The organism is Variovorax sp. ISS6 (assembly GCF_056523145.1).
In genome coordinates, this window is sequence record NZ_JAWRZC010000001.1 from 6,677,695 (window position 1) to 6,703,910 (window position 26,216).

A 26,216-nucleotide genomic window follows, 5' to 3' on the forward strand; every position below is an offset into this window, starting at 1 on the left:
TGTAGCCATGACTTCCCCCTTTCGTCACGTCGCGCTGATCGGCAAATACCAGGCTTCCGGTGCCCGGTGCGGCGAGCGCGACAGCGTGATGGAAGGCATCGCGAGCTTCCTCGAATCTCAAGGCTGCAAGGTCTACGTCGAGCAACCGCGCGGCGACGACGAACCGGCCCAGGCGCTGCCCACCGGCGACCGCTACGAAGCCCTCACGGTCGAGCAGATCGGCCAGCAGTGCGACCTCGGCCTGGTGGTCGGCGGCGACGGCACCATGCTCGGCATCGGCCGGCAGCTCGCGGCTTTCGGCATCCCGCTGATCGGCATCAACCGGGGCCGGCTCGGCTTCATCACCGACATCCCGCTCGACAACTACCAGGCCACGCTGATCCCGATGCTGGCCGGCGAATACGAGGAAGACCACCGCAGCCTGATGCACGCGCAGGTGATGCGCGACGGCGCCGTGGTGTTCGACGCGCTCGCGATGAACGACGTGGTGGTCAACCGCGGCGCGACCTCGGGCATGGTCGAGCTGCGGGTGTCGGTGGGCAAGCATTTCGTGGCCAACCAGCGCGCCGACGGCCTGATCATCGCGTCGCCCACGGGCTCGACGGCCTATGCGCTGTCGGCCGGCGGGCCGCTGCTGCATCCGGCGGTGCCGGGCTGGGTGCTGGTGCCGATCGCGCCGCACACGCTGTCGAACCGCCCGGTGCTGCTGCCCGATGCCGACGAGATCGTGATCGAGCTCGTGGGCGGGCGCGACGCCAGCGCGAATTTCGACATGCAATCGCTGGCCTCGCTCGCGATCGGCGACCGCGTGGTGGTGCGCCGCTCCGATTTCCGGGTGCGTTTCCTGCATCCGCGCGGCTGGAGCTATTTCGACACGCTGCGCAAGAAACTGCATTGGAACGAAGGAGGTTCCTGAGATGGCGCTCAGACGCATCGCACTGCGCGATTTCGTGATCGTGCGATCCCTGGAGATCGACCTGTCCGACGGCTTCACGGTGCTGACCGGCGAAACCGGCGCGGGCAAATCCATCCTGATCGACGCGCTGCAGCTCGCGCTCGGCAACCGCGCCGATGCGGGCGCGGTGCGCGAAGGCGCCGAGCGGCTCGACGTGAGCGCGGAGTTCGACCACGACCCGACCTTCGTGGCCTGGCTCGACGAAGGCGGCTTCGAGGCGGGCGATGCCCTGCTGCTGCGCCGCACCGTCGACCTGCAGGGCCGCAGCCGCGGCTGGATCAACGGCAGCCCCGCCACCGCGACGCAACTGCGCGACATCGGCGACCGGCTGCTCGACATCCATGGCCAGCATGCCTGGCAAAGCCTCACGCGGCCCGACGCGGTGCGCGGCCTGCTCGATGCCTACGCGGGCGTGCGCACCGATGCGCTCGACGCCGCCTGGCACGGCTGGCGCCAGGCGCTGTCCGCGCTCGAGCAGGCGCGCGGCACGCAGGATTCGCTGCAGCGCGAGCGCGAGCGGCTGCAGTGGCAGATCTCGGAGGTCGCGAAGCTCGCGCCCGGCGCCGACGAATGGGAAGAACTGTCGGGCAGCCACACGCGCATCTCGAACGCGCAGGCGCTGATCGACGCCGCCCAGGGCGCCAGCCACGCGCTCGAGGACGAGGACAACGGCGCGCTGGCCGCGCTGTCGCGCGCGGTCACGCTGCTGCAGAACTGCGAACACATCGAGCCCGAATTCCGCGCGCTCGGCGAAGTGCTGTCCTCGAGCATCGCGCAGGCCGCCGATGCCGCGCACTCGCTGCACGGCTACCTGCGCGACGCCGACACCGACCCGCAGCGGCTGGCCGAGCTCGACGAACGCATGAGCCTGTGGATGTCGCTGGCGCGCCGCTACAAGCGCCCGCCGGTCGAACTGCCGGCGCTGCTGGCCGGCTGGCAGGCCGAGCTGCAGGCCCTCGACGCACAGAGCGACCTCGAGGGCCTGGAACGCGCCGAGCAGGCCGCGCAGCAGGCCTACCTGAAGGAAGCCCGCGCGCTCGGCAAGCTGCGCAAGCAGGCCGCGCCCAGGCTGGCCCAGGCGGTCACGCAGGCGATGCAGGGCCTGGGCATGCAGGGCGGCCGCTTCGAGGTCGATCTGCAGCCGCTGGCCCAGCCGGGCAAGGCCGGTCTCGAGGAGATCGCCTTCCTGGTCGCCGGCCACACCGGCAGCACGCCGCGGCCGATCGGCAAGGTGGCCTCGGGCGGCGAACTCTCGCGCATCGCGCTCGCGATCGCGGTCACCACCAGCCAGCTCGGCACCGCGCAGACGCTGATCTTCGACGAGGTCGATTCGGGCGTCGGCGGCGCGGTCGCCGAGACCGTGGGCCGGCTCATGAAGCAGCTGGGCCGCGACCGCCAGGTGCTCGCGGTCACGCACCTGCCCCAGGTGGCGGCCTGCGCCGACCACCACCTCGTGGTCGCCAAGCGGCAGACCGCGGGAACCGCCGGCAAGGACGGCCCGCGCACCGAGAGCGGCGTGTCGCTGCTCGACGGCGACAACCGCGCGAACGAGATCGCCCGCATGCTGGGCGGCGAGAAGGTCTCGCAGACCTCGCTCGCCCACGCGCGCGAGATGCTGGGCCACAAGACGCCGGCGGCCACCTCATGAAGGCGGCGCGCCACGACCACGGGGCTGCGCGATGAGCCTCGACCTGGTGCTCATCACCGGCATGTCGGGCTCCGGCAAGTCGGTTGCGCTGCATGCGCTCGAGGACGCGGGCTACTACTGCGTCGACAACCTGCCGCCCGAACTGCTCACGCCCTTCATCGCGCTGCAGCATGCGCAGAACGCGCAGCGCGTGGCGATCGCGATGGACGTGCGCAGCGGCGTCTCGCTGCCGATCGTGCCGCAGCAGCTCGAGGCGCTGCGCAACGACGGCGTGTCGCTGCGCTCGCTGTTCCTCGACGCGACCACCGACGCGCTGCTGCGCCGCTATTCGGAAACCCGGCGCCGCCATCCGCTGTCGAGCCAGGAAGGCCGCACCGACGTGCCCGACCAGCAGCGCGTGCTGGTGCAGGCCATCGAGCTCGAGCGCGAACTGCTGGCCGACCTGCGCGAAGGCGCCGACGTGATCGACACCAGCCTGATCCGGCCGGCGCAACTGCAGAGCTACGTCAAGTCGCTGATCTCGGCGCCGCAGAGCCGCCTGACGCTGGTGTTCGAGTCCTTCGCGTTCAAGCGCGGCGTGCCGCTCGACGCCGACTTCGTGTTCGACGTGCGCATGCTGCCCAACCCGCACTACGTGCCCACGCTGCGGCCGCTGACGGGCCGCGACGCGCCGGTGGCCGACTGGCTGCGCGAGCACGACGACGTGGCGCGCATGTACGAGGACATCGAGCAGTTCCTCACGCGCTGGCTCGATGCGCTCGCGCGCGACCACCGCAGCTACGTGACGGTGGCGATCGGCTGCACCGGCGGCCAGCACCGCTCGGTGTTCCTGGTCGAGCAGTTGGCGCGCAGCTTCGGCGCGCGCTGGGGCGCGCTCAAGCGGCACCGCGAACTCGACGCGAGCTGAAGAAAAAAACAAGGCCCGGGCCTCAGCCCCCGGTGCTTTCGAGCAGCTTGCGCACCGGCGCGGGCAGTCCCAGGCCCGGCCATTCCGAGGCCTCGACCCAGCGCGCCGCATCGCCCTGCGGCGTTCCGCCATCGATGCGCACCGGATGCAGATGCAGGTCCTTGTGGGTCAGCACGTGCACGAAGGGCGCGAGGTCCTCGCAGCGATCGCGTTCGGCCGCGGGCAGCGCGGCCAGCAGTTCGTCGCGCGAATCGAACACCGGCAGGCAATGCAGGCCGGCCCAGATGCCCTTGGCGGGCCGTTTCTCGAGCCACACGCGCCCGCTCGCATCGCGCGCCAGCAGCACCCACAGCGACTGCGCCGTGCGCCGCAGCTTGCGCGTCTTGACCGGATAGCGCTCGGGCGAGCCTTCGCGCCGCGCCACGCAGCTGTCGTTGACCGGGCACAACATGCAGCTCGGCTTGCGCGGCAGGCAGACGGTGGCGCCGAGGTCCATCTGGCCCTGCGTGTAGCTCGCGATCGCCTCGCGGTCGTCGGCCGGCGGCAGCAGCCGCGTCGCATGCTCCCAGAGCAGGCGCTCGCTGGCCGAAGAGGACAGGTCCTCGCCGAAGCCCAGCACGCGCGTCAGCACGCGCTTCACGTTGCCGTCGAGGATGGCCACGCGCTCGCCGAAGCAGAAGGCCGCGACGGCCGCGGCGGTGGAACGGCCGATGCCGGGCAGGGTCGCCAGTTCGGCGGCCGTCTCCGGAAAGCGGCCGCCGAAGCGCGCCATCACCTCCTGCGCGCAGCGGTGCATGTTGCGCGCGCGGCTGTAGTAGCCGAGTCCGCTCCACAGGCCGAAGACTTCGTCCTCGGTGCCTTCGGCCAGCGCCCGCACGTCGGGAAAGCGTTCCAGGAAGCGCGCGAAATAGCCGAGCACGGTCGTGACCTGCGTCTGCTGCAGCATCACCTCCGACAGCCACACGCGGTAGGGATCGCGCGTGTTCTGCCACGGCAGCTCGCTGCGGCCATGGCTGCGCTGCCAGGCGACCACGCGCTCGGCGAAGTGCGCCGGGAGTTTCAAGGCGACGGACGCGGCAGCCTCGGGGCTGCTGCGCTTGCGCGTGCGCGCGGCAACGGTCGCCGGCACGCCGTGCTCAGGCCGCGGCACGCAGTTCGCCGGCCGAGGCCGCCGTGGCGGACGGCTTGCCCTGCTGCGCGATCAGCGCGGTGAATTCGCTCAGGCGCTGCTGCAGCCCGGCCAGCGCGCTCTCCTGCGTGGCCAGTTCGAGCAGCCGCTCGTCGAGGCTGCCGGCCGCGTTCTGGATGCGCTCGATCGCCTCGATGCGCTTGCTGAAGTTGCGGCGGCGCTCCTTGAGCTGCGCATCGATCTGCGCGCTGGCGCCCTTGCTCCAGCGCTCGACCTCGGTCATGGCGGCCTCGTTCACCAGCCGCAGCCGGCTCGCGAGCGCGCGCACCAGCTTGTCGCAGAAGTCGGCCTGCGCGAGCTTGAGCATGTTGCCCACGCCCAGGTAGTGGATGTGGCTGCGCTCGATCTGGCTGAGCTCCTGCTCGAAGCCGCTGAGGTCGGGCTCGGCCGGCGCCTGCAGGGTGAAGCCCTGCTCGGCATTGAGCTGGCGGAAGGTGGCGTGCAGCATCGACTGGATCTCGGCCGTGGTCGCCTGCACCTCGCGCAGGTTGTTGCGCAGCGAATCGAAGGTCTCGCCGTACACCTTGCGCACGTTGAACTTGACGCCGGGGCGCTTGAGCGCGGCCGACAGCCGCACCATGTCGGCCTTGAGCGCCGTGCGGCCCAGCACCGCGTAGACCTCGCGCAGCAGCTTGCCCTGCACCGAGCGCAGCGCCAGGATGCGCGCGTTGCTGCCCTCGAACTCGTTCTGTTCCTGGTCGATGCGCGCGCGCATGTGCCGGATCACCGACACGTTCTTGCCGCGCAGCCCCTGCAGCTCGAGCGCCTGCTCGGCCAGGTCGCGCTGGCGCACCTTGAGGATGCGCTCGGCCTCGGTCCGCAGCGCGGCCATGCCGGCATCGACGGCCAGCCGCAGCATGGTCTCGCGCTTGCCGAGCACGCCCTGGCCCAGCAAGGCCTCGAGCGCGGGCAGGCGGCTGGCCTCGAGCAGCCGCGCGTCGCGATGCACCTTGGCCTGCAGTCCCTTCTGCGCCGACACCGGCAGCACCTGCGCGAGCGGCACGTCGAGGTGCTTGGCGGCGACCTGGCGCTGCTGCTCGATCTGCTGCTCGATCTGCGCGTGGGTGCTCAGCGTGTCCCACAGGGTGTCGATCTTGTTGAGCACCACGAAGCGCGTGTCGCTGCCCTCGTTCTCGGTCACCAGGTGCTCGCGCCAGATCGACAGGTCGGAGCGGGTGACGCCGGTTTCGGCGCCGAGGATGAAGACCACCGCGTGCGCCTGCGGGATCAGGCTCACCGTCAGTTCGGGTTCGGCGCCGATCGCGTTGAGGCCCGGGGTGTCGAGGATCACCAGCCCCTGCTCGAGCAGCGGATGCGGCATGTTCAGCACGGCATGGCGCCAGCGCGGGATCTCGACGCGGCCCTCGGCGTCCTGCACCGGGTTGTCGTCGGGCGTTTCCTCGTTCCAGAAGCCCAGCGCGCGCGCCTCGTCCTGCGAGACCCAGCGCACCTCCGCCACCTTGGCCATGGCCTGGGCCAGGCGCTCGGCATCGCCGACGTCGATCGCGATCTCGGTCCAGCGCGCGGGCTGGTCGCGCCAGTAGGCGAGCGAATGCGGCTCCAGGCGGGTTTCGATCGGCAGCAGGCGCAGCTTGGGCGCCAGCGTGGCGTCGTAGCCGAGCTCGGTCGGGCACATGGTGGTGCGGCCGGCGCTCGCCGGCATGATGCGCCGCCCGTAGCCGGCGAAGAAGATCGCGTTGATCAGCTCCGACTTGCCGCGCGAGAACTCGGCCACGAAGGCCACCATGACCTTGCTGGTGCGGATCTGCGATTCGAGCCCGCGCAGCCGCTCGGCCACCGCCTGGTCGAGCAGCTCGTTCTCGGTCAGCCAGCGGGACAGCCACTGCAAGCGGTGGGCGAAGTTGCTCCGCCACGCACCGTGCTGGTCGAGTTGTTGGTTGAAGGAGCGGCTCAAGGTGGAAATGTAAAAACTTTCTTACAAATATAACATCGCAATCTGAAAACCGGGTGACCCGCGTGCATTGACCTGCGGCCGGGCTGCGGCACTGCGCCCCTTCGTCCGGGCTACTTCTGGCACACCGGACAGTAATAGGTCGAGCGCTGCCCCTGGCGCAGCAGCCGGATCGGCGTGCCGCAGACCCTGCACGGTTCGCCGGCGCGGCCGTAGACCGTGGCCTCGAGCTGGAAGTAGCCGTTCTGGCCGTCGATGGAGAAGTCGCGCAAGGTACTGCCGCCCTTCTCGACCGCCCGCGCCAGGATCTCCTTGACCGCGGCATGCAGCCGCGCGGCGCGCGGCCGGCTGATGCGCGCGGCCGACAGCGTGGGACGGATGCCGGCCTGGAACAACGCCTCCGAGGCGTAGATGTTGCCCACGCCCACCACCACGTCGCCCGCGAGCAGCACCTGCTTGATCGCGGTGCGGCGCTTGCGCAGGCCGGCATGGAAGGCATCGAGGTCGAAGGCCTCGCCCAGCGGCTCCATGCCCAGGCCGCCGAGCAGCTTGATCGCCCAGGGCGCGGCCTCGTCGTCGACGTAGACCACGGCGCCGAAGCGGCGCGGATCGTTGAGCCGCAGCGTGCCGCGGTCGGTGACCAGGTCGAAGTGATCGTGCGCACCGGGCTCGGGCAAGGCGGCATCGAAGCGCAGGCTGCCCGACATGCCCAGGTGCAGCAGCAGCAGGCCCACGTCGAGATCGATCAGCAAATACTTGCCGCGCCGGCGCACCTCGCGCACGCGGCGGCCCACCAGCAGCTCGGGCGCCACCATCAGCGCCCAGCGCAATGGCTTGCCGATGCGCACCGCGTCGATGCGCGCGCCGGCGATGCGGTCGGCGATTCCGCGCCGCGTGACTTCGACTTCGGGTAGCTCGGGCATGAGGCTCCAACAACTGCGTGACACGAAGCCCCACGCGGTGCTCGTTCAAATGCATGGATTATTATGGTTCGATGATTCCATCGCCCCGCCGACACCGCCTTGCGGCGGCCGCGTCACTCGTGCTCCTGGCCTGCGCCGCCCACGTCCACGCGCAGTCCTCCGACCCCGCCGCGCCGGACAGCCCGGCCCCCATCATCGAACGCAGCGCGCCGCCCAAGCCGGCGACGCCCGCGAGCCCGCAGCCCGCCAAGCCACCCGCGCGCACGGCGCCCGCGAAGCCTGCTGCAGCGGCCGCCGCGGCCGATCCCGCGCCGCAGCCCTCGGCCCTGAGCGCCGACATGTTCTACGAGATCCTCATGGGCGAGCTCAGCGCGCGCTCGGGCGATCCCGGCTCGGGTTACCAGTACGTGCTCGATGCGGCGCGCAGGCTGCGCGACGGCAGGCTGTTCCAGCGCGCGATCGAGATCGCGCTGCAATCGCGCTCGGGCGATGCCGCCCTCGCCGCGGCACGCGCCTGGCAGGACACGGTGCCCAATTCGCGCGACGCGCGCCGCTTCGAGCTGCAGATCCTGATCCTGCTCAACCGCATCGGCGACACCACCGAACTGCTGCGCGCCGAGATCGCGGCCAGCCCGCAGGTCGAGCGGCCGCTCCTGATGGCCGTGATCGCGCGCAACTACTCGCGCGCCACCGACAAGAAGCTCGCCGCCTCGGTGGTCGAGCAGGCGCTGGCCGACGAGCTCAAGAATCCCGCGACGGCGGGCATGGCCTGGGCCACGGTGGGCCGGCTGCGTCTCAATGCCGGCGACAACGCGGGCGCGCTCGAGGCCGCGCGCAAGGGCCAGCAGGCCGATCCGGCCTCCGATGCGCCGCCTGCGCTCGCGCTCGAACTCATCGATCCGGGCCAGCCGCTGGCCGAGCCGATCGTCACGCGCTACCTGGCCGGCAATCCGAAGGCTTCGCCCGAGCTGCGCGTGGCCTATTCGCGCGTGCTGGTCGAGAACCGCCGTTACGCCGACGCCTCGAGCCAGCTGCAGTCGCTGACCGTTGCGCGCCCCGAACTCGCCGAACCCTGGCTGCTGCTCGGCAGCCTGCAGGCCCAGGCACGCCAGGACGCCGCGGCCGAGACCTCGCTCAAGCGCTACCTCGAGCTGGCCAGCAGCCAGCCGGCCCCCGCGCAGGCCGAGGCCGTCGACCGCAACCGCGGCGTGACGCAGGCCTACCTGCTGCTGTCGCAACTGGCCGAGCGGCGCAAGGATTTCACCGGCGCCGAACGCTGGCTCGCGCGCATCGACAACACCGACGACCTGGTGATCGCGCAGACCCGCCGTGCCGGCCTGCTGGCGCGCCAGGGCAAGCTGCCGCAGGCGCGCGAGATCGTGCGCGGCCTGCCCGAGCGCACGCCCGAGGACAAGAAGCAGAAGTTCCTGGCCGAGGTGCAGCTGCTGCGCGATGCCAAGCAGTTCCAGGCCGCCTACGACATGCTGGCCCAGGCCTCGGCCGCCGCACCCGACGACACCGACCTCGTCTACGACCAGGCCATGATGGCCGAGAAGCTCGACCGCCTCGACGAGATGGAACGGCTGCTGCGCCGGCTGATGCAGCTCAAGCCCGAGAACCAGAACGCCTACAACGCCCTCGGCTACTCGTTCGCCGATCGCAAGATCCGGCTCGAGGAAGCCCGCACGCTGATCCAAAAGGCCGTGCAGCTCGCGCCCGAAGACCCGTTCATCGCCGACAGCCTGGGCTGGGTCGAGTTCAGGCTCGGCAACACCGCCGAGGCCATCCGCATCCTCGAGGCCGCCTACAAGACGCGCCCCGATCCGGAGATCGGCGCCCACTTCGGCGAAGTGCTGTGGAGCATCGGCCAGAAGGAGCGCGCGGTCACGATCTGGAAGGAAGCGCTGCTGAGCGACGCCGACAACGAGACCCTGCAGGAGACGCTCAAGCGCCTGCGGGTCAAGCCTTGATGGTGGCGCTCGCAGCCCCCGACGGCCGCCGGCGCCTGCTGCTGACGGCACTCGCGGCTTTCTCGGTGGCGGGATGCGCGCAGTTCACGGGCGGCTCGAAGGCCTCCGCGCCGCGCGCCACGAACGCCTGGAGCGGCCGCATGTCGCTGCGCGTGGACAGCGAGCCGGTGCAGACCTTCTCGGCCCTGTTCGAGCTGCGCGGCTCGCCCGAGGCCGGCGAGCTCTCGCTCACCACGCCGATCGGCAGCACGCTGGCCCAGTTGCACTGGTCGCCGGGCGAAGCCCTGCTGAAGAACGGCAACGACACCCGCCGCTATGCCTCGCTCGACGCGCTGATCGAGGCCGCCACCGGCGCCGCGATCCCGGTCGCCGCGCTGTTCGGCTGGCTCGACGGGCGCAACGACCCCGTGCCCGGCTGGCGCCCCGACCTCGGCCAGCTCGCGAGCGGCCGGCTGCAGGCCGTGCGCGAAACGCCGGCGCCGCGGGCCGACCTGCGCATCGTGTTCGAGCGCATGCCGGCGTCATGAAGGCGATCTACGACCTTCCCGCGCCGGCCAAGCTCAACCTCTTCCTTCACGTCACCGGCCGGCGCGAAGACGGCTACCACCTGCTGCAGTCGGTCTTCATGCTGATCGACTGGTGCGACACGCTCCACGTCGAGCTGCGCGGCGATGGCCAGCTGAGCCGCGAGGACCTGACCGTGCCGCTGCCGGCCGACGACCTCGTGCTGCGCGCCGCGCGCGCGCTGCAGGCCCATGCGGCGCCGGGCCAGGGCGCGCACATCGGCGTCGCCAAGCAGGTGCCCGCGCAGGCCGGCATGGGCGGCGGCTCGTCCGATGCCGCGACCTGCCTGCTGGCGCTCAACCGGCTCTGGAACCTGCGGCTGCCGCTCGCGGAACTCGCGCGCATCGGCCTGTCGCTGGGCGCCGACGTGCCCTTCTTCCTCTCGGGCCACAACGCCTGGGTCGAAGGCATCGGCGAGAAAATCCGCCCGATCGAACTGCCGTCGGCACGCTTCGTGGTGGTCAAACCACCCGAGGGACTCGATACCCGTTTAATTTTTTCTGCGGATGATCTGCAACGGGCCAGTCCTGTTGCTATAATCACGGGCTTTGCTGCAGTACGCGAACAGCACGCAGATCAAAACCCCTTACGCCTCGGCGAGGAAGTTTTCGATTTCGGCCACAACGACCTGCAGCCGGTTGCCCAGCGGCTCTGTCCCGCGATCACCGAAGCCATCGATTGGCTCGGCGCTCGAGGACTTCAAGCCAGGATGACCGGCTCCGGAAGTTCGGTGTTCGCCAGAATGCAGCAGGAACCGCAAAACGCGGAACTGCTTTCGGGCCCCACGGGCTGGCAGGTTCGCCAATGCAACAATCTGGCTGCTCATCCACTCCGGGGTTGGGCAGACTGAGAAACTGATCGGAGCGCCCAGGCGTTTCGATGCGACATATATCGGTAGGCGGTGCAAACCGTCGACCTGTGTAGGGGAGTCGCCAAGCTGGTTAAGGCACTGGATTTTGATTCCAGCATGCAAAGGTTCGAATCCTTTCTCCCCTGCCAAATCTTTCAGACACTACGGCCCGCGGGCCGTAGTTTCTTTTTGAAGCCGCGGTCCCTGGACCCGGCACTTCGTTTGCGGCCGACCCGCTGCAATAATCGGCGGCCCCAGGGTCGCCAGGACTCGTAACTCTTTGGCGGCTTTCCCAAGCCAAATCGCTCAGCCGGGACGCGCTCATGCAGGCTCACCATCCTGATTTCATGGTTTTCACCGGCAATGCCAATCCGGGCCTTGCCGCAGAAATCGCGAGCAACCTGGGCACCACCCTCGGTGCCGCCCGCGTCGGCCGCTTCTCCGACGGTGAAGTCACCGTCGAGATCAACCAGAACGTCCGGGCACGCGATGTGTTCGTGGTGCAGTCCACCTGCGCCCCGACCAACGAGAACCTGATGGAACTGCTGATCATGGTCGACGCGCTCAAGCGCGCCTCGGCCGAACGCATCAGCGCAGTGATCCCCTATTTCGGCTATGCCCGCCAGGACCGCCGCCCGCGCTCGAGCCGCGTGCCGATCTCGGCCAAGGTCGTGGCCAACCTGCTGGAAACCGTGGGTGTCGAGCGCGTGCTCACCATGGACCTGCACGCCGACCAGATCCAGGGCTTCTTCGACATTCCGGTCGACAACATCTACGCCTCGCCGGTGCTGCTGGGCGACCTGCGCGCCAAGAACTACGAAGACCTGATCGTGGTCTCGCCCGACGTCGGCGGCGTGGTTCGTGCCCGCGCGCTGGCCAAGCAACTGAATTGCGACCTCGCGATCATCGACAAGCGCCGCCCCAAGGCCAACGTCAGCGAAGTCATGAACGTGATCGGCGAGATCGACGGCCGCAACTGCGTGATCATGGACGACATGATCGACACGGCCGGCACGCTGGTCAAAGCAGCCGAGGTGCTGAAGGAACGCGGCGCCAAGAGCGTCTACGCCTACTGCACGCACCCGATCTTCTCGGGTCCCGCGATCGAACGCCTCAGCAAGGGCACGGCCCTCGACGAAGTGGTCGTGACCAACACCATTCCCCTTTCCGACAGCGCCAACGCCTGCGGAAAGATTCGCCAGCTCTCCGTGGCACCGCTGATCGCCGAGACGATCCAGCGCATTGCCAAGGGCGAGTCGGTGATGAGTTTGTTCTCGGACCAGGACAATCTCTTCTGAGATTGCGCTCCTGCCGTTCGGGCAAAAAGCCGGCTTCCCCGATCGGGAAGTCATTTTGAAACCGGCGCCGCACTGGTCGCGGTCGGCGCTCAAGAAGCGAAATGGCCGTCGTGCCTTCGCTCCAAGGAGTTAACCATGAAATTCGTCGCTTACGAGCGCGCCAAGCAGGGCACGGGTGCGAGCCGCCGTCTCCGCATTTCGGGCAAGACGCCCGGTATCGTCTACGGTGGCGAAGGCCAGCCGCAACTGATCGAGCTCGATCACAACGCGCTGTGGCACGCCCTGAAGAAGGAAGCCTTCCACGCCTCCGTCCTCGAGATGGAACTCGGCGGCAGCGTGAGCAAGGTGCTGCTGCGCGACGTGCAGTACCACCCGTTCCGCCAGCTGGTCCAGCACATCGACTTCCAACGCGTCGATGCCAAGACCCGCCTGCACATGAAGGTGCCGCTGCACTTCAAGGGCGAGGAAGAGTCCGATGCCGTCAAGCTCGACCACAACCTCGTGAACCACGTGATGACCGAACTCGAAGTCAGCTGCCTGCCCAGCGACCTGCCCGAGTTCATCGAGATCGACCTCTCGGGTCTGAAGAAGAACGCCACGCTGCACGTCAACGACATCAAGCTGCCCAAGGGCGTGAAGTTCGTGAGCCATGGCAAGACCAACCCGGTCGTGGTCTCGGCCGTGCCGCCGCTGGTCGCCGAAGAGCCGGCACCCGCCGCCGAAGGTGCCGAAGCCGCTCCCGCAGCAGCTCCTGCCAAGAAGTCCGGCAAGAAGTAATTCTTCTCGGCTTCGCGCTGCAAACCAAAGGCCCGCCTCGCGCGGGCCTTTTGCATTGCGCGACCGCCCGATAATCCCGCCCCATGATCAAACTGTTCGTCGGCCTCGGCAATCCCGGGCCTGAATACGAAGCCACGCGCCACAACGCAGGCTTCTGGTGGATCGACGCCCTCGCGCGCGACTGGAAGCTCAACCTCGTGCCCGAGCGCAGCTACCACGGCCTCGCGGCGCGCGCCAACATCGGTGGCCAGAGCATCTGGCTGCTCGAGCCGCAGACCTTCATGAACCTCTCGGGCAAGTCGGTCGCCGCGCTTGCGCGCTTCTTCAAGATCGCGCCCGAGGAGATCCTCGTGGCGCACGACGAGCTCGACGTGGTGCCCGGCCAGGCCAAGCTCAAGTTCGGTGGCAGCCATGCGGGCCACAACGGCCTGCGCGACATCCATGCGCAGCTCGGCACCGGCGATTACTGGCGGCTGCGCCTGGGCATCGGCCATCCCGGCGTGAAGTCGGAGGTGATCAACTGGGTGCTCAAGAAGCCGCTGAAGGAACAGCGCGATGCGATCGACGACACGATCGTGCGCAGCCTGCATGCCCTGCCCGCGCTGCTCGCGGGCGAAATGGAAAAGGCCACGGCCACCATCCACACGAGCAAACCGCCCCGGCCCAAGCCGCCGCGGCGCGAGCCTGGCGACGGCAGCGCGCCCGCCGCACCCTAGCCAGCGTTCATCGCGGGAAGCGCCGACAGAGCGCGAAGCAAGAGGGAGAGAAGAACGATGTCGACAACGAGGGAGAGAAGAAGAAGCATGCACGGCATGCACCGGACCATCGTCGCGAGCGCGATGGCCATCGGTGCCTGTGCGCTGACGAGCGCATTCGCGCAGCAGCCGGGCACGTCGACCTGGCGCTGCGGCAACAGCTACAGCGACCGCCCGTGCGCGGGCGGAACGACCGTGAAGGTGGACGACGCGCGCAGCGACGACGACCGCCGGGCCGCCAACGAAGCCACGCAGCGCAACGCGAAGCTCGCCGACCGGCTCGAGCGCACGCGACTGTCCGAGGAGAAGCAGGCGCACCAGCGCGACCAGAGCGCCGCGCAGGAGGCCCATCGCGCGGCGCTCGCGCAACGCAGGCTCGAAGCCCAGGAGCGCCTCGAGAAGATGCGCGCCGCCAAGCTCGCGGCCGAGCCGCGCAAGGCCACGGCGAGTTACGGAGAGAGACCGGGATCGAAGCCTGGCGAGGACGGCGGCGCGAAGAAGAAGCGCCGCAAGCCCGCGGCCTCAGACGCCGGCTGAGGGCGCGGACGGAGGCTGCGGCAGCGCGGTCTTCGTTGCCGTGAGACGCTCGTACTTCTGCAGCAGCGTCTCGCGGCTTTCCACGTGGGCCGGATTGATCGGGATGCAGGCCACGGGGCAGATCTGCACGCACTGCGGCTCATCGAAGTGGCCCACGCATTCGGTGCACTTGTGCGGATCGATCTCGTAGATCGCCTCGCCCATGTAGATCGCATCGTTCGGGCACTCCGGCTCGCAGACATCGCAGTTGATGCATTCGTCGGTGATCATGAGGGCCATGCCGCGATTATCCCCGCAGGCGGAGTCCCCGGCGGCAACGTGGGAGAGCGATCCCCTCGGGGATCCGGTGCTACGGCACGCTTGTTGCAGTTGTCGGGTTATGCTGCGCCCCGCCCCATGAGCCTCTTCTTAATCAAGCGCCTTGCCACGCTGATCGGCACGCTGATCGGCGCCTCCATCATCGTCTTCCTGGTCCTGGAGATCCTGCCCGGCAACGCCGCGCAGATGCTCATGGGCCCGGACGCCGCCCCCGAAGCCGTCGCCGCCCTGGCCACCAAGCTCGGCCTCGACCAACCCGCCTGGACCCGCTACTGGCACTGGATCGCCGGACTTCTCACCGGCGACCTCGGCGACTCCTACGCCTACAGCTCCCCCGTGCTCGACCTCATCCTCGAGCGCCTCGCACTCACCGTCCCCCTGGCCCTGCTGGCCATGGCCTTCACCACCGTGCTCGCCCTGCTCGTGGGCGTCACCGCCGCCGCCCGCCACAACAAGCTCGGCGACGTCGGCCTCATGGGCCTCACCCAGGTCGGCATCGCCATCCCCAACTTCTGGTTCGCCATCCTGCTGATCCTCGTCTTCTCCGTGCAGCTGCAGTGGTTCTCCGCCGGCGGCTTCGACGGCTGGGGCGAAGGCGTCTTCGCCGGCCTCAAGTCCCTGCTGCTGCCCGCCCTGTCCCTGGCCGTCGTGCAGGCGGCCATCCTCGCGCGCATCACCCGCTCGGCCGTGCTCGAGGTCATGCGCGAGGACTTCGTGCGCACCGCGCGCGCCAAGGGCGTGACCCAGCGGGCAGTGCTCTGGACCCACGTGCTGCGCAATGCCCTGATCCCCGTCATCACCGTCATGGGCATGCAGTTCTCCGAGCTGCTCGCCGGCACCATCGTGGTGGAGAACGTGTTCTACCTGCCGGGCCTGGGTCGCCTGATCTTCCAGGCCATCAGCAACCGCGACCTCATCGTCGTGCGCAACTGCGTCATGCTGCTCGCGGCCATGGTCGTCATCGTCAACTTCGTGGTCGACGTGCTCTATGCCGTCATCGACCCGCGCATCAAGGCGAGCGACATATGAGCGCCATTGCATCGGTGACCCCCAGCGCCGCCGCCCTCAAGCTGCCCGGCTTCTGGCAGCGCGCGCGCCATCACCGCAGCTTCGTCATCGGCGGCGTGCTCGCCGCCTTGCTCCTGCTCGCGGCCCTGGTCTCCTACCTCTGGACGCCCTACTCGCCCTACGCCATGGACATGGCCAACAAGATGCAGGCGCCCTCGACCAGCCACTGGCTGGGCACCGACGCCTTCGGGCGCGACGTGGCCTCGCTGCTGCTGGTGGGCGCCCGCGCCTCCATCCTGGTGGGCGTCATCGCCGTGGGCATCGGCCTGGTGGTCGGCACCGCCCTGGGCCTGCTGGCGGCCGCGCGCCGCGGCTGGGTCGAGGAAGCCATCATGCGTTTCTCCGATTTCTCGCTGGCCTTCCCCGCCATCCTCTCGGCCATCATGATGACGGCCGTCTTCGGCGCGGGCATCGTCAACGCCATCATCGCCATCGGCATCTACAACATCCCCACCTTCGCGCGCATCACACGCGCCTCGGCCAACGCCATCTGGTCGCGCGAGTACGTGGCCGCCGCGCGTGCCTGCGGCAAGGGATCATTCGCCATCACCATGCAGCACGTGCTGCCCAACATCTCGGCGGTGCTGATCGTGCAGATCACCATCCGCTTCGCCATCGCGATCCTGGCCGAGGCCGCCCTCTCCTACCTCGGCCTGGGCACGCAGCCGCCGCAACCCTCCTGGGGCCGCATGCTCAGCGAGGCGCAGACCCTGATGTTCCAGCAGCCCCTCCTGGCCGTCTTCCCGGGCATGGCGATCGCGCTGGCGGTGCTGGGCCTGAACCTCTTGGGCGACGGCCTGCGCGACCTGCTCGATCCGCGCCTGGCGCGTGCGAGGTGAGCGACATGGCCACCAACAATCCCATGCCCCTCCTCGAAGTCGACAACCTCCACATCGGCCTGCAGACCCAGCGCGGCCCCGCCCAGGCCGTGCGCGGCGTCTCCTTCTCGCTCGAGCGCGGCCAGACCCTCGGCATCGTGGGCGAGTCGGGCTGCGGCAAGTCCATCACGGTCATGTCCCTCATGGGCCTCTTGCCCGCCACCGCCAAGGTCACCGGCAGCATCCGCCTGGACGGCCAGGAGCTCATCGGGCAGCCCGAGTCGGCCCTGTGCCGGATCCGCGGCAACCGCATCGGCATGATCTTCCAGGAGCCGATGACGGCCCTGAACCCGGTCCACACCATCGCGCGCCAGGTCGGCGAGCCGCTGCGGCTGCACCGAGGCCTCACCGCCAGGCAGGCCCGCGCCGAGGCGCTGAACCTGCTGCAGCGCGTGGGCATTCCCGACGCGGCCTCGCGCCTGGATGCCTATCCGCACCAGTTCTCGGGCGGCCAGCGCCAGCGCATCGGCATCGCCATGGCGCTGGCCTGCGGGCCCGACCTGCTGATCGCCGACGAGCCCACCACCGCCCTGGACGTGACCATCCAGAAGCAGGTGCTCGACCTGATCCAGAACCTGGTGGCCGAGATGGGCATGGCGCTGATCCTGATCTCGCACGACCTGGGCGTGATCGCCAACAGCGTGCAGCGCATGCTCGTGATGTATGGCGGCAGCGTGGTGGAGAGCGGGCCGACGCGCGCGCTCTTCGCGAACCGGGCGCATCCTTACACCAAGGGGCTGTTCGCCGCGCGGCCGGTGATCGGGGCGCCGAAGGGGCAGCGGCTGGCGACCATCCGGGGCAGCGTGCCCGAGCTGGTGGACCTGCCCGCGGGTTGTCCCTTCGCGGGGCGCTGCAGCTACACGGTCGATGCCTGCCAGTCGACGCGGCCACCGGCGGTGATGCTGCCCGACGACCATGCGGTGCGCTGCATCCGACTCGACGAGATCGAAGCGGAGGCCGTGGCATGACGCAAGCGAAGACACCGCTGCTGCAGGTCACCGACCTCGTGCGCCACTACGCGCTGCCGCGCGAGAAGCTGCTGGGCCCGCCGCCCACGGTCAAGGCCCTCAACGGCGTGAGCTTCGAGGTGCAGGCGGGGCGCAGCGTGGGGATCGTCGGAGAGTCCGGTTCGGGCAAGTCGACCATCGCGCGCCTCGTGATGGCGCTGGACAAGCCCACCTCGGGCAGCGTGAAGCTCGAAGGGCGCGAACTGCACGCCTTGAGCAAGGACGAGTTGCGCACGGCCCGACGCGACTTCCAGATGGTCTTCCAGGACCCCTACGGTTCCCTCGACCCGCGCCAGACGGTAGCGCGCATCGTGGCCGAGCCGCTCGAAGCGCTGGCCCAGGTCTCGAAGAAGGAGCAGCGCGAGCGCGCCGCCGAGTCCCTGGCCGCCGTGGGCCTGCGCCCCACCGACCTCGACAAGTACCCGCACGAGTTCTCGGGCGGCCAGCGCCAGCGCATCGCGATCGCGCGCGCCCTCATCACCCGCCCCAAGCTCATCGTCGCCGACGAGCCGGTGAGCGCCCTGGACGTCTCCGTGCAGGCCCAGGTGCTCAATCTCATGCAGGACCTGCAGCAGCAGTTCGGCATCAGCTACCTGCTCATCAGCCACGACCTCGCCGTCGTCAACCACCTGTGCGACGAGGTATGCGTGGTCTTCAAGGGGCAGATCGTCGAGCGCGGCACGCCGCAGGAGCTCTTCGCCAACGCCCAGCATCCCTACACGCGCACGCTGCTCGGCGCGGTGCTGCAGGCACCGGGGCACTGAGCGCGCCCGTCATGCAACCAGGGCATAAGCATCTGGTTGCGCACCCGGCCTCTCCTCGCGGATGATGCGGCGCGCCCGGAGGGCGCATGCCCCCTGTCACCGCTCAAAGGACCGCCCGCCCATGCTTCACAGACGCACCCTCCTCGCCACCGGCGCCGCCGCGCTCGCGCCCCTCGTGCTGCCGGCCGGCGCTCTCGCGCAGGCACGCCGCAAGGACACGCTGGTGCTCGGCCTCACGCTCGAACCCACGGGCCTCGATCCCACGGCCAAGGCCGGCGCCGAGATCGCCGAGGTGGTGCTCTACAACGTCTTCGAGACGCTGACCAGGATCAACTCAGACGGCAGCGTCACGCCGCTCCTGGCCGAGAGCTGGGAGGTCTCGCCCGACCTGCGCACCTACACCTTCAGGCTCAGGCGCGGCGTGAAGTTCCAGAACGGCGAGGCCTTCGACGCGAACACGGTCAAGTTCTCGTTCGACCGCGCCTCGGCCGCCAACAGCACCAACAAGGACAAGCGCTTCTTCGCCAACTTCACGACCCAGGCGCTCGACGCGAACACGGTGGTGCTGATCGCCAAGGAGATCGAGCCCGACCTGCTGTTCCAGCTCGGCCAGGCCTCGGCGATCGTGGTCGAGCCCAAGTCGGCCGAGGGCAATGCCACCAGGCCCGTGGGCACCGGCCCCTACCGGCTCGAGAACTGGGCCAAGGGCTCATCGATCGTGCTCGCGAAGTGGGACGGCTACCGCCATGCCGATGCGGTGCAGATCCGTCGCGCGAGCTTCCGCTTCGTCTCGGAGCCGGCCGCGCAGACCACCGCGCTGCTGTCGAACGACATCGACCTGTTCCCGCATGCCTCGGTCTCGCGCAGCCTCTCGCAGTTCCAGAACGACAAGCGCTTCCAGATCCTGTTCAACGCCTCGCGCGGCAAGTCCATCCTCGCGATCAACAACAAGCGCAAGCCGCTCGACGACGTGCGCGTGCGCCGCGCGATCGCGGCCGCGATCGACCGCAAGGCGGTGATCGACGCGGCCGTTGACGGCCGCGGTATCCCGATCGGCAGCCACTACGTGCCGACCGCGCCGGGCTACGTCGACACCACCGGCATCAATCCCTACGACCCCGCGAAGGCCAAGCGCCTGCTGGCCGAGGCCGGCGTGAAGCTGCCGCTGCAGCTCGACCTGGTGCTGCCGCCCCCGCCCTATGCGCGCCAGGGCGGCGAGCTGATCGCCGCGCAGCTCTCCCAGGTCGGCATCGTCGCGAAGATCCAGAACGTGGAGTGGGCGCAGTGGATCAGCGGCACCTATGGCAACAAGAACTACGACCTGTCGGTGATCCTGCATGTCGAGCCCTTCGACCTCGTGAACTACACGCGACCCGAGTACTACTGGGGCTACCAGTCGGCGAAGTTCAACGAGGTGTTCGAGAAGTCGCGCAACGCGCCGCGCGAGGCCGACCGCCTGCGCCTGCTGGGCGAGGCGCAGCGCATCCTGGCCGAGGACTCGGCCAACGTGTTCCTCTACCAGCCGCAGCTCATCACCATCGCCGCGCGCGGGCTGCGCGGCCTGTGGAAGGACGCGCCGATCTTCGCCAACGACATCGCCGCGATGTCCTGGGCGTGAGTGGCCGCTGACCTTTCGCAGCGCCGCGCATCCGGGAACCTCCCGAGAAAAAAGCGCCGCGCCGCGGCATCGGCGGCAAGCGCGCTGCGCGAGAATGCTTTTGGCTGCACGGCGTGGCATCTTTCCTGCTGCGCCCTGGTCTTTCGCGGCATCGCGCCTTGATTCGGGGCGCCCTGCCCCTGGGCGCAGCCCTTTGCCTTTCCAGACGTTTTTCCGGAGATCACCACGTATGTTGAACCGTCGCACCCTCCTCACCACCGCTGGCGCCACCGTGGCCCTGGCCACACCGCTGGCCGGCCTGGCCCAGGGACGGAAGGACGCCATCGTGATCGGCATGGCGCTCGAGCCGCCGGGCCTCGATCCGACCGCGGGCGCCGCGGCCGCGATCGCCGAGGTGGTGCAGTACAACATCCTCGAGACGCTGACCAAGATCAATGCCGATGGCAGCGTCACGCCGCTGTTGGCCGAGAGCTGGGAAGTCTCGCCCGACCTCAAGACCTACACCTTCAAGCTGCGCCGCGGCGTGAAGTTCCAGAACGGCGAGCCCTTCAACGCGGCCACGGTCAAGTTCTCGTTCGACCGCGCCGGTTCGGACAAGAGCACGAACAAGGACAAGCGCACCTTCGCCAACCTCAGCACGCAGGCGACCGACGACTACACGGTGGTCGTGATCAACAAGGAGATCGACCCCGACCTGCCCTTCGTGCTGGGCCAGGCCACCGCGGTGATCGTCGAGCCCAAGAGCGCCGACGGCAACGCCACCAAGCCCGTGGGCACCGGCCCCTACAAGCTCGACAACTGGGTCAAGGGTTCCTCGATCACGCTGAGCAAGTGGGACGGCTTCCGCAACCCCGGCAACGCGAAGATCAACAAGGCGACCTTCCGCTTCATCTCCGACACCGCGGCCCAGGCCGCGGCCATGCTCTCGGGCGACGTCGACATGTTCCCGCGCATCGGCACGCGCGTGGTGCCGCAGTTCAAGGCCAACCCGCAGTTCCAGACCATCCTGGCCGGCTCGCGCGCCAAGACCATCCTCGCGATCAACAACCGCAAGAAGCCGCTCGACGACGTGCGCGTGCGCCGCGCGATCCTCGCGGCCATCGACCGCAAGGCCGTCATCGAGGGCGCGGCCGACGGCTTCGGCGTGCCGATCGGCAGCCACTACGTGCCCGGCGCGGCCGGCTATGTCGACACCACCGGCATCAACCCCTTCGACATCGAGAAGGCCAAGAAGCTGCTGGCCGAGGCCGGGGTGAAGACCCCGCTCGAGCTCAAGCTGACCCTGCCCCCGCCGCCGTACGCGCGCCAGGGCGGCGAGGTGATCGTGGCCCAGCTCGCCAAGATCGGCATCGTGGCGAAGGTGCAGAACGTCGAGTGGGCGCAATGGCTCAGCGGCACCTACGGCAACAAGGACTACGACCTGTCGATCGTCTCGCACGTCGAGCCCTTCGACCTCGGCAACTACGCCAAGTCGGACTACTACTGGGGCTACCAGTCGAAGGCCTTCGACACGCTGTTCGACAAGATCAAGACCACCGCCAACACCGCCGAGCGCAACAAGCTGCTGGGCGACGCGCAGAAGATGCTGGCCACCGACGCGGCCAACGGCTTCCTCTACCAGCCGCAGTTCCCGACCGTGGCGAAGAAGAACGTCAAGGGCATCTGGAAGGAAAACCCGATCTTCGTGAACGACCTGTCGGCCCTGTCCTGGGGTTGACGACGAGCCTCCTCCGAGCGCGGCGATAGCACCCGCCGCGCAACGCAGCGCCCCTCGTGCACGGGGCGCCAGCAAGGAACTCACCCCAGCTGCACAGCCAGCATCTCCCGCACCCGCGCCACGAATTCCGTCTCCCCCTTGCGCCCCGGCAGGAACTGGAAGGCCACGCGCGGCAAGGCCGGCAACCCATGCGGCGCCGCGAGCCGCGCCACCCCCTCGCCGATCGCCGACTCGTTGAGGCAGGCCACCCCGAGCCCCGCCGCCAATGCCGACTGCAGCCCCGCCACGCCCGAGGCCACGTGCGCGAGCACGTAGGGCACGTGCCGGCGCCGCAGCAACGCCACCGTGAACTGGTGCAGCGAGCAGGTGTCGGGCAGCACCAGCAGCCGCACCGGCTCGCCGCGCACCACCCGCATCCCGGCCGCGCCCAGCCAGGCCAGTGACTCGCGCCGCAGCACCGCCGGGCTGCCCGGCGGCGGTGTCGACACGCCCGCGATGTGCATCGCCAGCGCCACGTCGAAATCGCCGCGCGCGTAGGCCGCGCGCAGCTCGTCGCTCTTGAGGATGCTCACGTGCAGCCGCACGCGCGGATGGCCCTGCGCGAGCCGCGCCAGCAGCTGCGTCAGATCGCCCGGACGAAAGTAGTCGGTGACCGCGAGCCGCAGCTCGCCCGCCAGCGTCTCGCCATGCAGGTCGCGGAAGGCCTCGTCGCTGAGCGCCAGGATGCGCCGCGCATGGACCAGCAGCCGCGCGCCGGCCTCGGTCGGCGACACCCCGGCCTTGCTGCGCGTCAGCAGCGACTGGCCCGCGCGCTCCTCGAGCTTGCGCATCTGTTCGCTGACCGAGGACTGCGAGAGGAAGACCCGCGGCGCCGCGGCCGTGAGGCTGCCTGCGTCGACCACCGCCACCAGCGTGCGCAGCTGTTCCAGATCGAATCCCTGCATGGCTAATCCATCCGATATTCCGATGGCTTTCATCATATCTTCCCGCTTTTCCGATGACAAGGCGTTGCCCACAATCACCCCATCGACCACCCATCCACCAAGGAGTCCGCCATGCCCCACATCGTCGTCCACCTCTCCGGCCAAACCGATGCCGACCTCACGCGCCAGACCGTCGACGCCGTCGCCGAACTCACGCAGAGCGTGCTCGGCAAGCAGCTGCCGGTGATCGCCATCACCGTGCAGTACATCGACGCCGAGGCCTGGTTCATCGGCGGCCAGTCGCTGGCCGCGCTCGGGAAGTCGGCCTTCCACCTCGACATCAGCATCACCGACGAGACCAACACCAAGGCCGAGAAGGCGCGCTACCTGCGCGAGGTCCATGCGGCCATGGCCAGGCTGCGGCCGAACCTGCACGAGGTCTCGTACATCCACGTGATCGACGCGCGCGGCGCGGCCTACGGCTACGGCGGCAAGACCCAGGAGTACCGGCACCAGCAGGCCGGCGTCTGAAGACGGCGCGTTGAAGCCGCCGCGGGGGCATGGCACGATGCGCCATGCCTTCCGCCAGCCCCACGTCGAACACCGTCCGCCACGCCGACAGCCTCGGCAATCCCCTCACCCTCGACGACGCCGCCAGCCTGCCGCTGGTCGACGACTTCGTCATGGGCTTCATCTCGAGCGAGGCCCGCGCGGTCAACCTGCTCGCCGCCACCGAACACGACGCGAGCCCCATCGTGCAGGCCTACGGCGCCACGCTGCACCTGTTCGCCGAATCGCGCGAGGCCGTGGCCAATGCGCGTCCCTTCCTCGCCAGGGCACGCGAGCAGGCTGCGCGCGCCACGCCGCGCGAGCAGCGCTACATCGCCGCCATCGAGGCCTGGGCCGACGGCGACATCGCGCGCGCCATCGCGCTGCATGCCGAGCAGGCGCGCGAGCATCCGCGCGACCTGGTGTCGCTCAAGCTCGGCCAGTACCACTGCTTCAACACCGGCGACTGCCCCGGCATGCTGCGGCTCGCGCTCGCGGTGCTGCCGCATGCGGCCGAGGTGCCCTACGTGCACGGCATGGCCGCCTTCGGCTACGAGCAATGCCACCTGATGCGCGAGGCCGAAGCCAGCGCGCGCCGCGCGATCGACCTGTGCCGCAAGGAGCCCTGGGCCCACCATGCGCTCGCGCACGTCATGCTCACCGAGGGCCGACTCGCCGAAGGCCTGGCCTTCATGGAAAGCGTGAGCGACACCTGGGTCGGCCTCAACTCCTTCATGGTCACGCACAACTGGTGGCACGTGGCGCTGTTCCTCATCGACCTGGGCCGCGGCGACGAGGCGCTCGCGGTCTACGACCGCCATGCCTGGGGCGTGGTCAAGGAATATTCGCAGGACCAGATCGGCGCCGTCTCGCTGCTCGCGCGGCTCGAGCTCGCGGGCGTGGAGGTCGGCGATCGCTGGGACGACGTGGCAAGGCACCTGCTGCAGCGCCAGGCCGACCACGTGCTGCCCTTCCTCGACCTGCAGTACCTCTACGGCCTGGCGCGCGCGGGCCGGCCCGAGGCCGACACGCTGCTGGCCAACATCGAGGCCTTCGCGCCGCATGCGCCGGCATCGACGCGCGCGGCCTGGCAGCGCGTGTGCGTGCCGGCCGCGCACGGCCTGCGCGCCCATGCGCGCGGCGACCTGGCCGCGGCGATCGACGGCCTCGGCACCGCGCTGCCGCGCATGATCGAGATCGGCGGCAGCCATGCACAGCGCGACCTGTTCGAGCAGGTCTACCTCGACGCGCTGGTGCGCAGCGGCACCGAGGCCACGCTGACCGGCGCGCAGGGCATCCTGCAGCAGCAGGTCAACGGCCAGCCCGAATCGCTGCGGCTGCGCCGGCAGGCGGCCAAGGTCTACCGCCAACTGGGCCTGCCGGAGATCGCCGCGCGCTCATGAGTTCAGGACATGGGGCGTGCCGCAAAAGGAATTGGCGGCATGCGCGGGGCGACTCCACACTGGCCGGCGTTTCCACCAGCCGTCCCACCGCCCCATGCAGACCTCGCTCATCGCCCTGGCCGCGCTCGCCTTCCTCGCACCCTCGCTCCACGCCCAGCCGGCCGACGCACCGGTCGAACTCGACCTGCTGCTGCGCGGCGGCATCGTCTACACCGGCGACGATGACCGGCCCGTGGTCGGCGACGTCGGCATCGCGGGCGACCGCATCGTGTTCGCGGGCCGCGCGATGCCCGCGCAGTTCAAGGCGAAGCGCACCATCGACGCCACCGGCATGGTGGTGGCGCCGGGCTTCATCGACGCCCACACGCATGCCGACACCGACCTGCATTCGAACGATGCGCGCAAGCGCCTCAACATCCCGTTCCTGACCCAGGGCGTGACCACCGCCGTGATCGGCAACGACGGCTTCGGCGGCTGGGACATCGCGGCCCAGGCTCAAAAGCTGCGCGCCGTGCCGGTGGGCACCAACGTCGCGATGTACGTCGGCTTCGGACCGGTGCGCACCAGCCAGCTCGGCGAGGCCAACCGCCAGCCCACGCCCGAGCAGCTCGAGGCCATGGGCCGCCACGTGAGCCAGGCCATGTGCGAGGGCGCGCTGGGCCTGTCGACCGGGCTCTTCTATCCGCCGCAGAACTTCTCGAAGACCGAGGAGGTGATCGCGCTCGCGAAGGTGGCGGCGCGCCACGGCGGGCTCTACGACAGCCACATCCGCGACGAGTCCATGTACAACATCGGGCTCAAGGGCTCGATCGACGAGGTGATCCGCATCGGCCACGAGGCCAAGCTGCCGGTGCACGTGGCGCACATCAAGGCGCTCGGTGTCGACGTGCAGGGCCAGAGCGGCGACATCATCGAGCGCATCGAACGCGAGCGCGCGAAAGGCCTGGACATCACGGCCGACCACTACCCGTGGACCGCCTCCAGCACGCGCTTCTCGGCCGCGCTGATCCCGCCCTGGGCCATCGATGGCGGCCGCGCCGCGCTGCTGCAGCGTTTCGACGATGCCGCGGTGCAGGAGCGGCTGCGCGGCGGCATGCGCGAGAACCTGCGGCTGCGCGGCGGGCCCGACGCGATCCTGTTCTCGGCCGGCAGCGTGAAGTACGTGGGCAAGACGCTGGCGCAGGTCGCGAAGGACACGAACGCCGATCCGGTCGACGCCGCCATCGCGGTGCTGCGCGACGGCGACCTGATGATCGCCTCGTTCAACCAGAGCGACGACGACGTGCGCGCCTTCATGAAGCAGCCCTGGGTCATGACCTCGTCGGATTCCTCGCAGGGCCATCCGCGCGCCTACGGCACCTTCGCGCGCAAGTACGAGCAGTACGTGGTGAAGGAACACGCGATCTCGCTCGCGCAGTTCGTCCGCAGCAGTTCCTCGCTCACGGCCGACACGCTGGGGCTGGTGCAACGCGGCCACCTGCGGCCCGGCTACTACGCCGACGTGGTGGTGTTCGATCCCGCGCGCTTCGCCGCGCGTGCCACCTACACGCAGCCGACGCTGCTGTCGGAGGGCGTGCGCACGGTGCTGGTGAACGGCCAGCTCGCGGTGGACCAGGGGCAGCCGACGGGCGTCGGCGCGGGCCGGCCGCTGCTGCGCACGCCGAAGGCGGGCAGTTGCGGCTGAGC

General features: G+C 69.4%; 24 protein-coding genes and 1 tRNA gene. 20 read left to right on the forward strand and 5 right to left on the reverse strand.

Going from position 1 to position 26,216, the window contains the following annotated elements; genetic code table 11:
* The first annotated feature begins 7 nt into the window (after positions 1-7).
* The 3 genes from AC1HIL_RS30835 to rapZ are packed head-to-tail and all read left to right on the forward strand — an operon-like array spanning position 8 to position 3,510.
* Positions 8-916 carry an NAD kinase gene (locus tag AC1HIL_RS30835; RefSeq protein WP_057595153.1) on the forward strand — a complete coding sequence of 303 codons (909 nt, stop codon included), beginning with the start codon at positions 8-10 and terminating at the stop codon, positions 914-916.
* A 1-nt stretch (position 917) separates the two neighbouring features.
* Complete coding sequence (recN, locus tag AC1HIL_RS30840; RefSeq protein ID WP_479670765.1) at positions 918-2,603, forward strand: DNA repair protein RecN; 1,686 nt, start codon at positions 918-920, stop codon at positions 2,601-2,603.
* A gap of 31 nt (positions 2,604-2,634) precedes the next feature.
* Complete coding sequence (rapZ, locus tag AC1HIL_RS30845) at positions 2,635-3,510, forward strand: RNase adapter RapZ (protein WP_057595151.1); 876 nt, start codon at positions 2,635-2,637, stop codon at positions 3,508-3,510.
* A gap of 22 nt (positions 3,511-3,532) precedes the next feature.
* Here rapZ and mutY read toward each other — a convergent pair whose 3' ends face one another.
* The 3 genes from mutY to mutM form a co-directional block, all read right to left on the reverse strand.
* Positions 3,533-4,573: an A/G-specific adenine glycosylase gene (gene mutY, locus AC1HIL_RS30850; protein WP_479672450.1), complete on the reverse strand. Its 1,041-nt coding sequence runs from the start codon at positions 4,571-4,573 to the stop codon at positions 3,533-3,535.
* Between the two features lie 73 nt (positions 4,574-4,646).
* A complete protein-coding gene (locus AC1HIL_RS30855; protein ID WP_057595150.1) occupies positions 4,647-6,614 on the reverse strand; it encodes a dynamin family protein in 1,968 nt (655 codons plus the stop codon).
* 110 nt (positions 6,615-6,724) lie between these two features.
* The gene (mutM, locus tag AC1HIL_RS30860; RefSeq protein WP_057595149.1) at positions 6,725-7,534 is read right to left on the reverse strand and encodes a bifunctional DNA-formamidopyrimidine glycosylase/DNA-(apurinic or apyrimidinic site) lyase; all 810 of its coding nucleotides are present in this window, start codon (positions 7,532-7,534) and stop codon (positions 6,725-6,727) included.
* Between the two features lie 71 nt (positions 7,535-7,605).
* Here mutM and AC1HIL_RS30865 point away from each other — a divergent pair, with 71 nt between their 5' ends.
* The 8 genes from AC1HIL_RS30865 to AC1HIL_RS30900 all read left to right on the forward strand — a co-directional run bounded on the left by AC1HIL_RS30865 (position 7,606) and on the right by AC1HIL_RS30900 (position 14,285).
* The gene (locus AC1HIL_RS30865) at positions 7,606-9,504 is read left to right on the forward strand and encodes a tetratricopeptide repeat protein (RefSeq protein WP_479670766.1); all 1,899 of its coding nucleotides are present in this window, start codon (positions 7,606-7,608) and stop codon (positions 9,502-9,504) included.
* A complete protein-coding gene (locus AC1HIL_RS30870; RefSeq protein ID WP_479670767.1) occupies positions 9,504-10,031 on the forward strand; it encodes a lipoprotein insertase outer membrane protein LolB in 528 nt (175 codons plus the stop codon). The genes AC1HIL_RS30865 and AC1HIL_RS30870 overlap by 1 nt, the downstream gene beginning before the upstream one ends.
* Positions 10,028-10,918 carry a 4-(cytidine 5'-diphospho)-2-C-methyl-D-erythritol kinase gene (ispE, locus tag AC1HIL_RS30875; protein WP_261216999.1) on the forward strand — a complete coding sequence of 297 codons (891 nt, stop codon included), beginning with the start codon at positions 10,028-10,030 and terminating at the stop codon, positions 10,916-10,918. Before AC1HIL_RS30870 ends, ispE begins: the two co-directional genes overlap by 4 nt.
* A gap of 72 nt (positions 10,919-10,990) precedes the next feature.
* Positions 10,991-11,067 (forward strand) — tRNA-Gln (locus tag AC1HIL_RS30880).
* A 174-nt stretch (positions 11,068-11,241) separates the two neighbouring features.
* Positions 11,242-12,216 (forward strand): ribose-phosphate pyrophosphokinase, encoded by a 975-nt coding sequence (locus AC1HIL_RS30885; protein WP_057595146.1) that lies wholly within the window; start codon positions 11,242-11,244, stop codon positions 12,214-12,216.
* 135 nt (positions 12,217-12,351) lie between these two features.
* The gene (locus AC1HIL_RS30890) at positions 12,352-12,993 is read left to right on the forward strand and encodes a 50S ribosomal protein L25/general stress protein Ctc (protein ID WP_057595145.1); all 642 of its coding nucleotides are present in this window, start codon (positions 12,352-12,354) and stop codon (positions 12,991-12,993) included.
* An 83-nt stretch (positions 12,994-13,076) separates the two neighbouring features.
* Complete coding sequence (gene pth, locus AC1HIL_RS30895; protein ID WP_479670768.1) at positions 13,077-13,709, forward strand: aminoacyl-tRNA hydrolase; 633 nt, start codon at positions 13,077-13,079, stop codon at positions 13,707-13,709.
* A gap of 96 nt (positions 13,710-13,805) precedes the next feature.
* Positions 13,806-14,285, forward strand: coding sequence for a hypothetical protein (locus AC1HIL_RS30900; protein ID WP_422095978.1), 480 nt, complete (start codon positions 13,806-13,808; stop codon positions 14,283-14,285).
* Here the strand turns inward: AC1HIL_RS30900 and AC1HIL_RS30905 are convergent.
* The gene (locus AC1HIL_RS30905) at positions 14,271-14,564 is read right to left on the reverse strand and encodes a YfhL family 4Fe-4S dicluster ferredoxin (protein ID WP_479670769.1); all 294 of its coding nucleotides are present in this window, start codon (positions 14,562-14,564) and stop codon (positions 14,271-14,273) included. The two genes, AC1HIL_RS30900 and AC1HIL_RS30905, sit on opposite strands and share 15 nt — an antisense overlap.
* Before the next feature lie 117 nt (positions 14,565-14,681).
* Here AC1HIL_RS30905 and AC1HIL_RS30910 point away from each other — a divergent pair, with 117 nt between their 5' ends.
* The 6 genes from AC1HIL_RS30910 to AC1HIL_RS30935 all read left to right on the forward strand — a co-directional run bounded on the left by AC1HIL_RS30910 (position 14,682) and on the right by AC1HIL_RS30935 (position 21,655).
* The gene (locus AC1HIL_RS30910; protein ID WP_057596054.1) at positions 14,682-15,632 is read left to right on the forward strand and encodes an ABC transporter permease; all 951 of its coding nucleotides are present in this window, start codon (positions 14,682-14,684) and stop codon (positions 15,630-15,632) included.
* Positions 15,629-16,510, forward strand: a complete 882-nt coding sequence (locus tag AC1HIL_RS30915) for an ABC transporter permease (protein ID WP_479670770.1) — start codon at positions 15,629-15,631, stop codon at positions 16,508-16,510. The genes AC1HIL_RS30910 and AC1HIL_RS30915 overlap by 4 nt, the downstream gene beginning before the upstream one ends.
* A 23-nt stretch (positions 16,511-16,533) precedes the next feature.
* The gene (locus AC1HIL_RS30920) at positions 16,534-17,517 is read left to right on the forward strand and encodes an ABC transporter ATP-binding protein (RefSeq protein WP_479670771.1); all 984 of its coding nucleotides are present in this window, start codon (positions 16,534-16,536) and stop codon (positions 17,515-17,517) included.
* Positions 17,514-18,320 (forward strand): ATP-binding cassette domain-containing protein, encoded by an 807-nt coding sequence (locus tag AC1HIL_RS30925; RefSeq protein WP_479670772.1) that lies wholly within the window; start codon positions 17,514-17,516, stop codon positions 18,318-18,320. The genes AC1HIL_RS30920 and AC1HIL_RS30925 overlap by 4 nt, the downstream gene beginning before the upstream one ends.
* A gap of 121 nt (positions 18,321-18,441) precedes the next feature.
* The gene (locus AC1HIL_RS30930; protein WP_479670773.1) at positions 18,442-19,938 is read left to right on the forward strand and encodes an ABC transporter substrate-binding protein; all 1,497 of its coding nucleotides are present in this window, start codon (positions 18,442-18,444) and stop codon (positions 19,936-19,938) included.
* A 229-nt stretch (positions 19,939-20,167) separates the two neighbouring features.
* The gene (locus AC1HIL_RS30935; protein WP_479670774.1) at positions 20,168-21,655 is read left to right on the forward strand and encodes an ABC transporter substrate-binding protein; all 1,488 of its coding nucleotides are present in this window, start codon (positions 20,168-20,170) and stop codon (positions 21,653-21,655) included.
* 80 nt (positions 21,656-21,735) lie between these two features.
* Here AC1HIL_RS30935 and AC1HIL_RS30940 read toward each other — a convergent pair whose 3' ends face one another.
* Positions 21,736-22,599, reverse strand: a complete 864-nt coding sequence (locus AC1HIL_RS30940; RefSeq protein ID WP_057596060.1) for a LysR substrate-binding domain-containing protein — start codon at positions 22,597-22,599, stop codon at positions 21,736-21,738.
* A gap of 111 nt (positions 22,600-22,710) precedes the next feature.
* Here AC1HIL_RS30940 and AC1HIL_RS30945 point away from each other — a divergent pair, with 111 nt between their 5' ends.
* From AC1HIL_RS30945 to AC1HIL_RS30955, 3 genes are all read left to right on the forward strand, one after another.
* Complete coding sequence (locus AC1HIL_RS30945; RefSeq protein WP_479670775.1) at positions 22,711-23,109, forward strand: tautomerase family protein; 399 nt, start codon at positions 22,711-22,713, stop codon at positions 23,107-23,109.
* Positions 23,110-23,153: 44 nt separating this feature from the next.
* The gene (locus AC1HIL_RS30950; protein ID WP_479670776.1) at positions 23,154-24,530 is read left to right on the forward strand and encodes a tetratricopeptide repeat protein; all 1,377 of its coding nucleotides are present in this window, start codon (positions 23,154-23,156) and stop codon (positions 24,528-24,530) included.
* A gap of 94 nt (positions 24,531-24,624) precedes the next feature.
* Positions 24,625-26,214: an N-acyl-D-amino-acid deacylase family protein gene (locus AC1HIL_RS30955; RefSeq protein WP_479670777.1), complete on the forward strand. Its 1,590-nt coding sequence runs from the start codon at positions 24,625-24,627 to the stop codon at positions 26,212-26,214.
* Positions 26,215-26,216 lie beyond the last annotated feature (2 nt).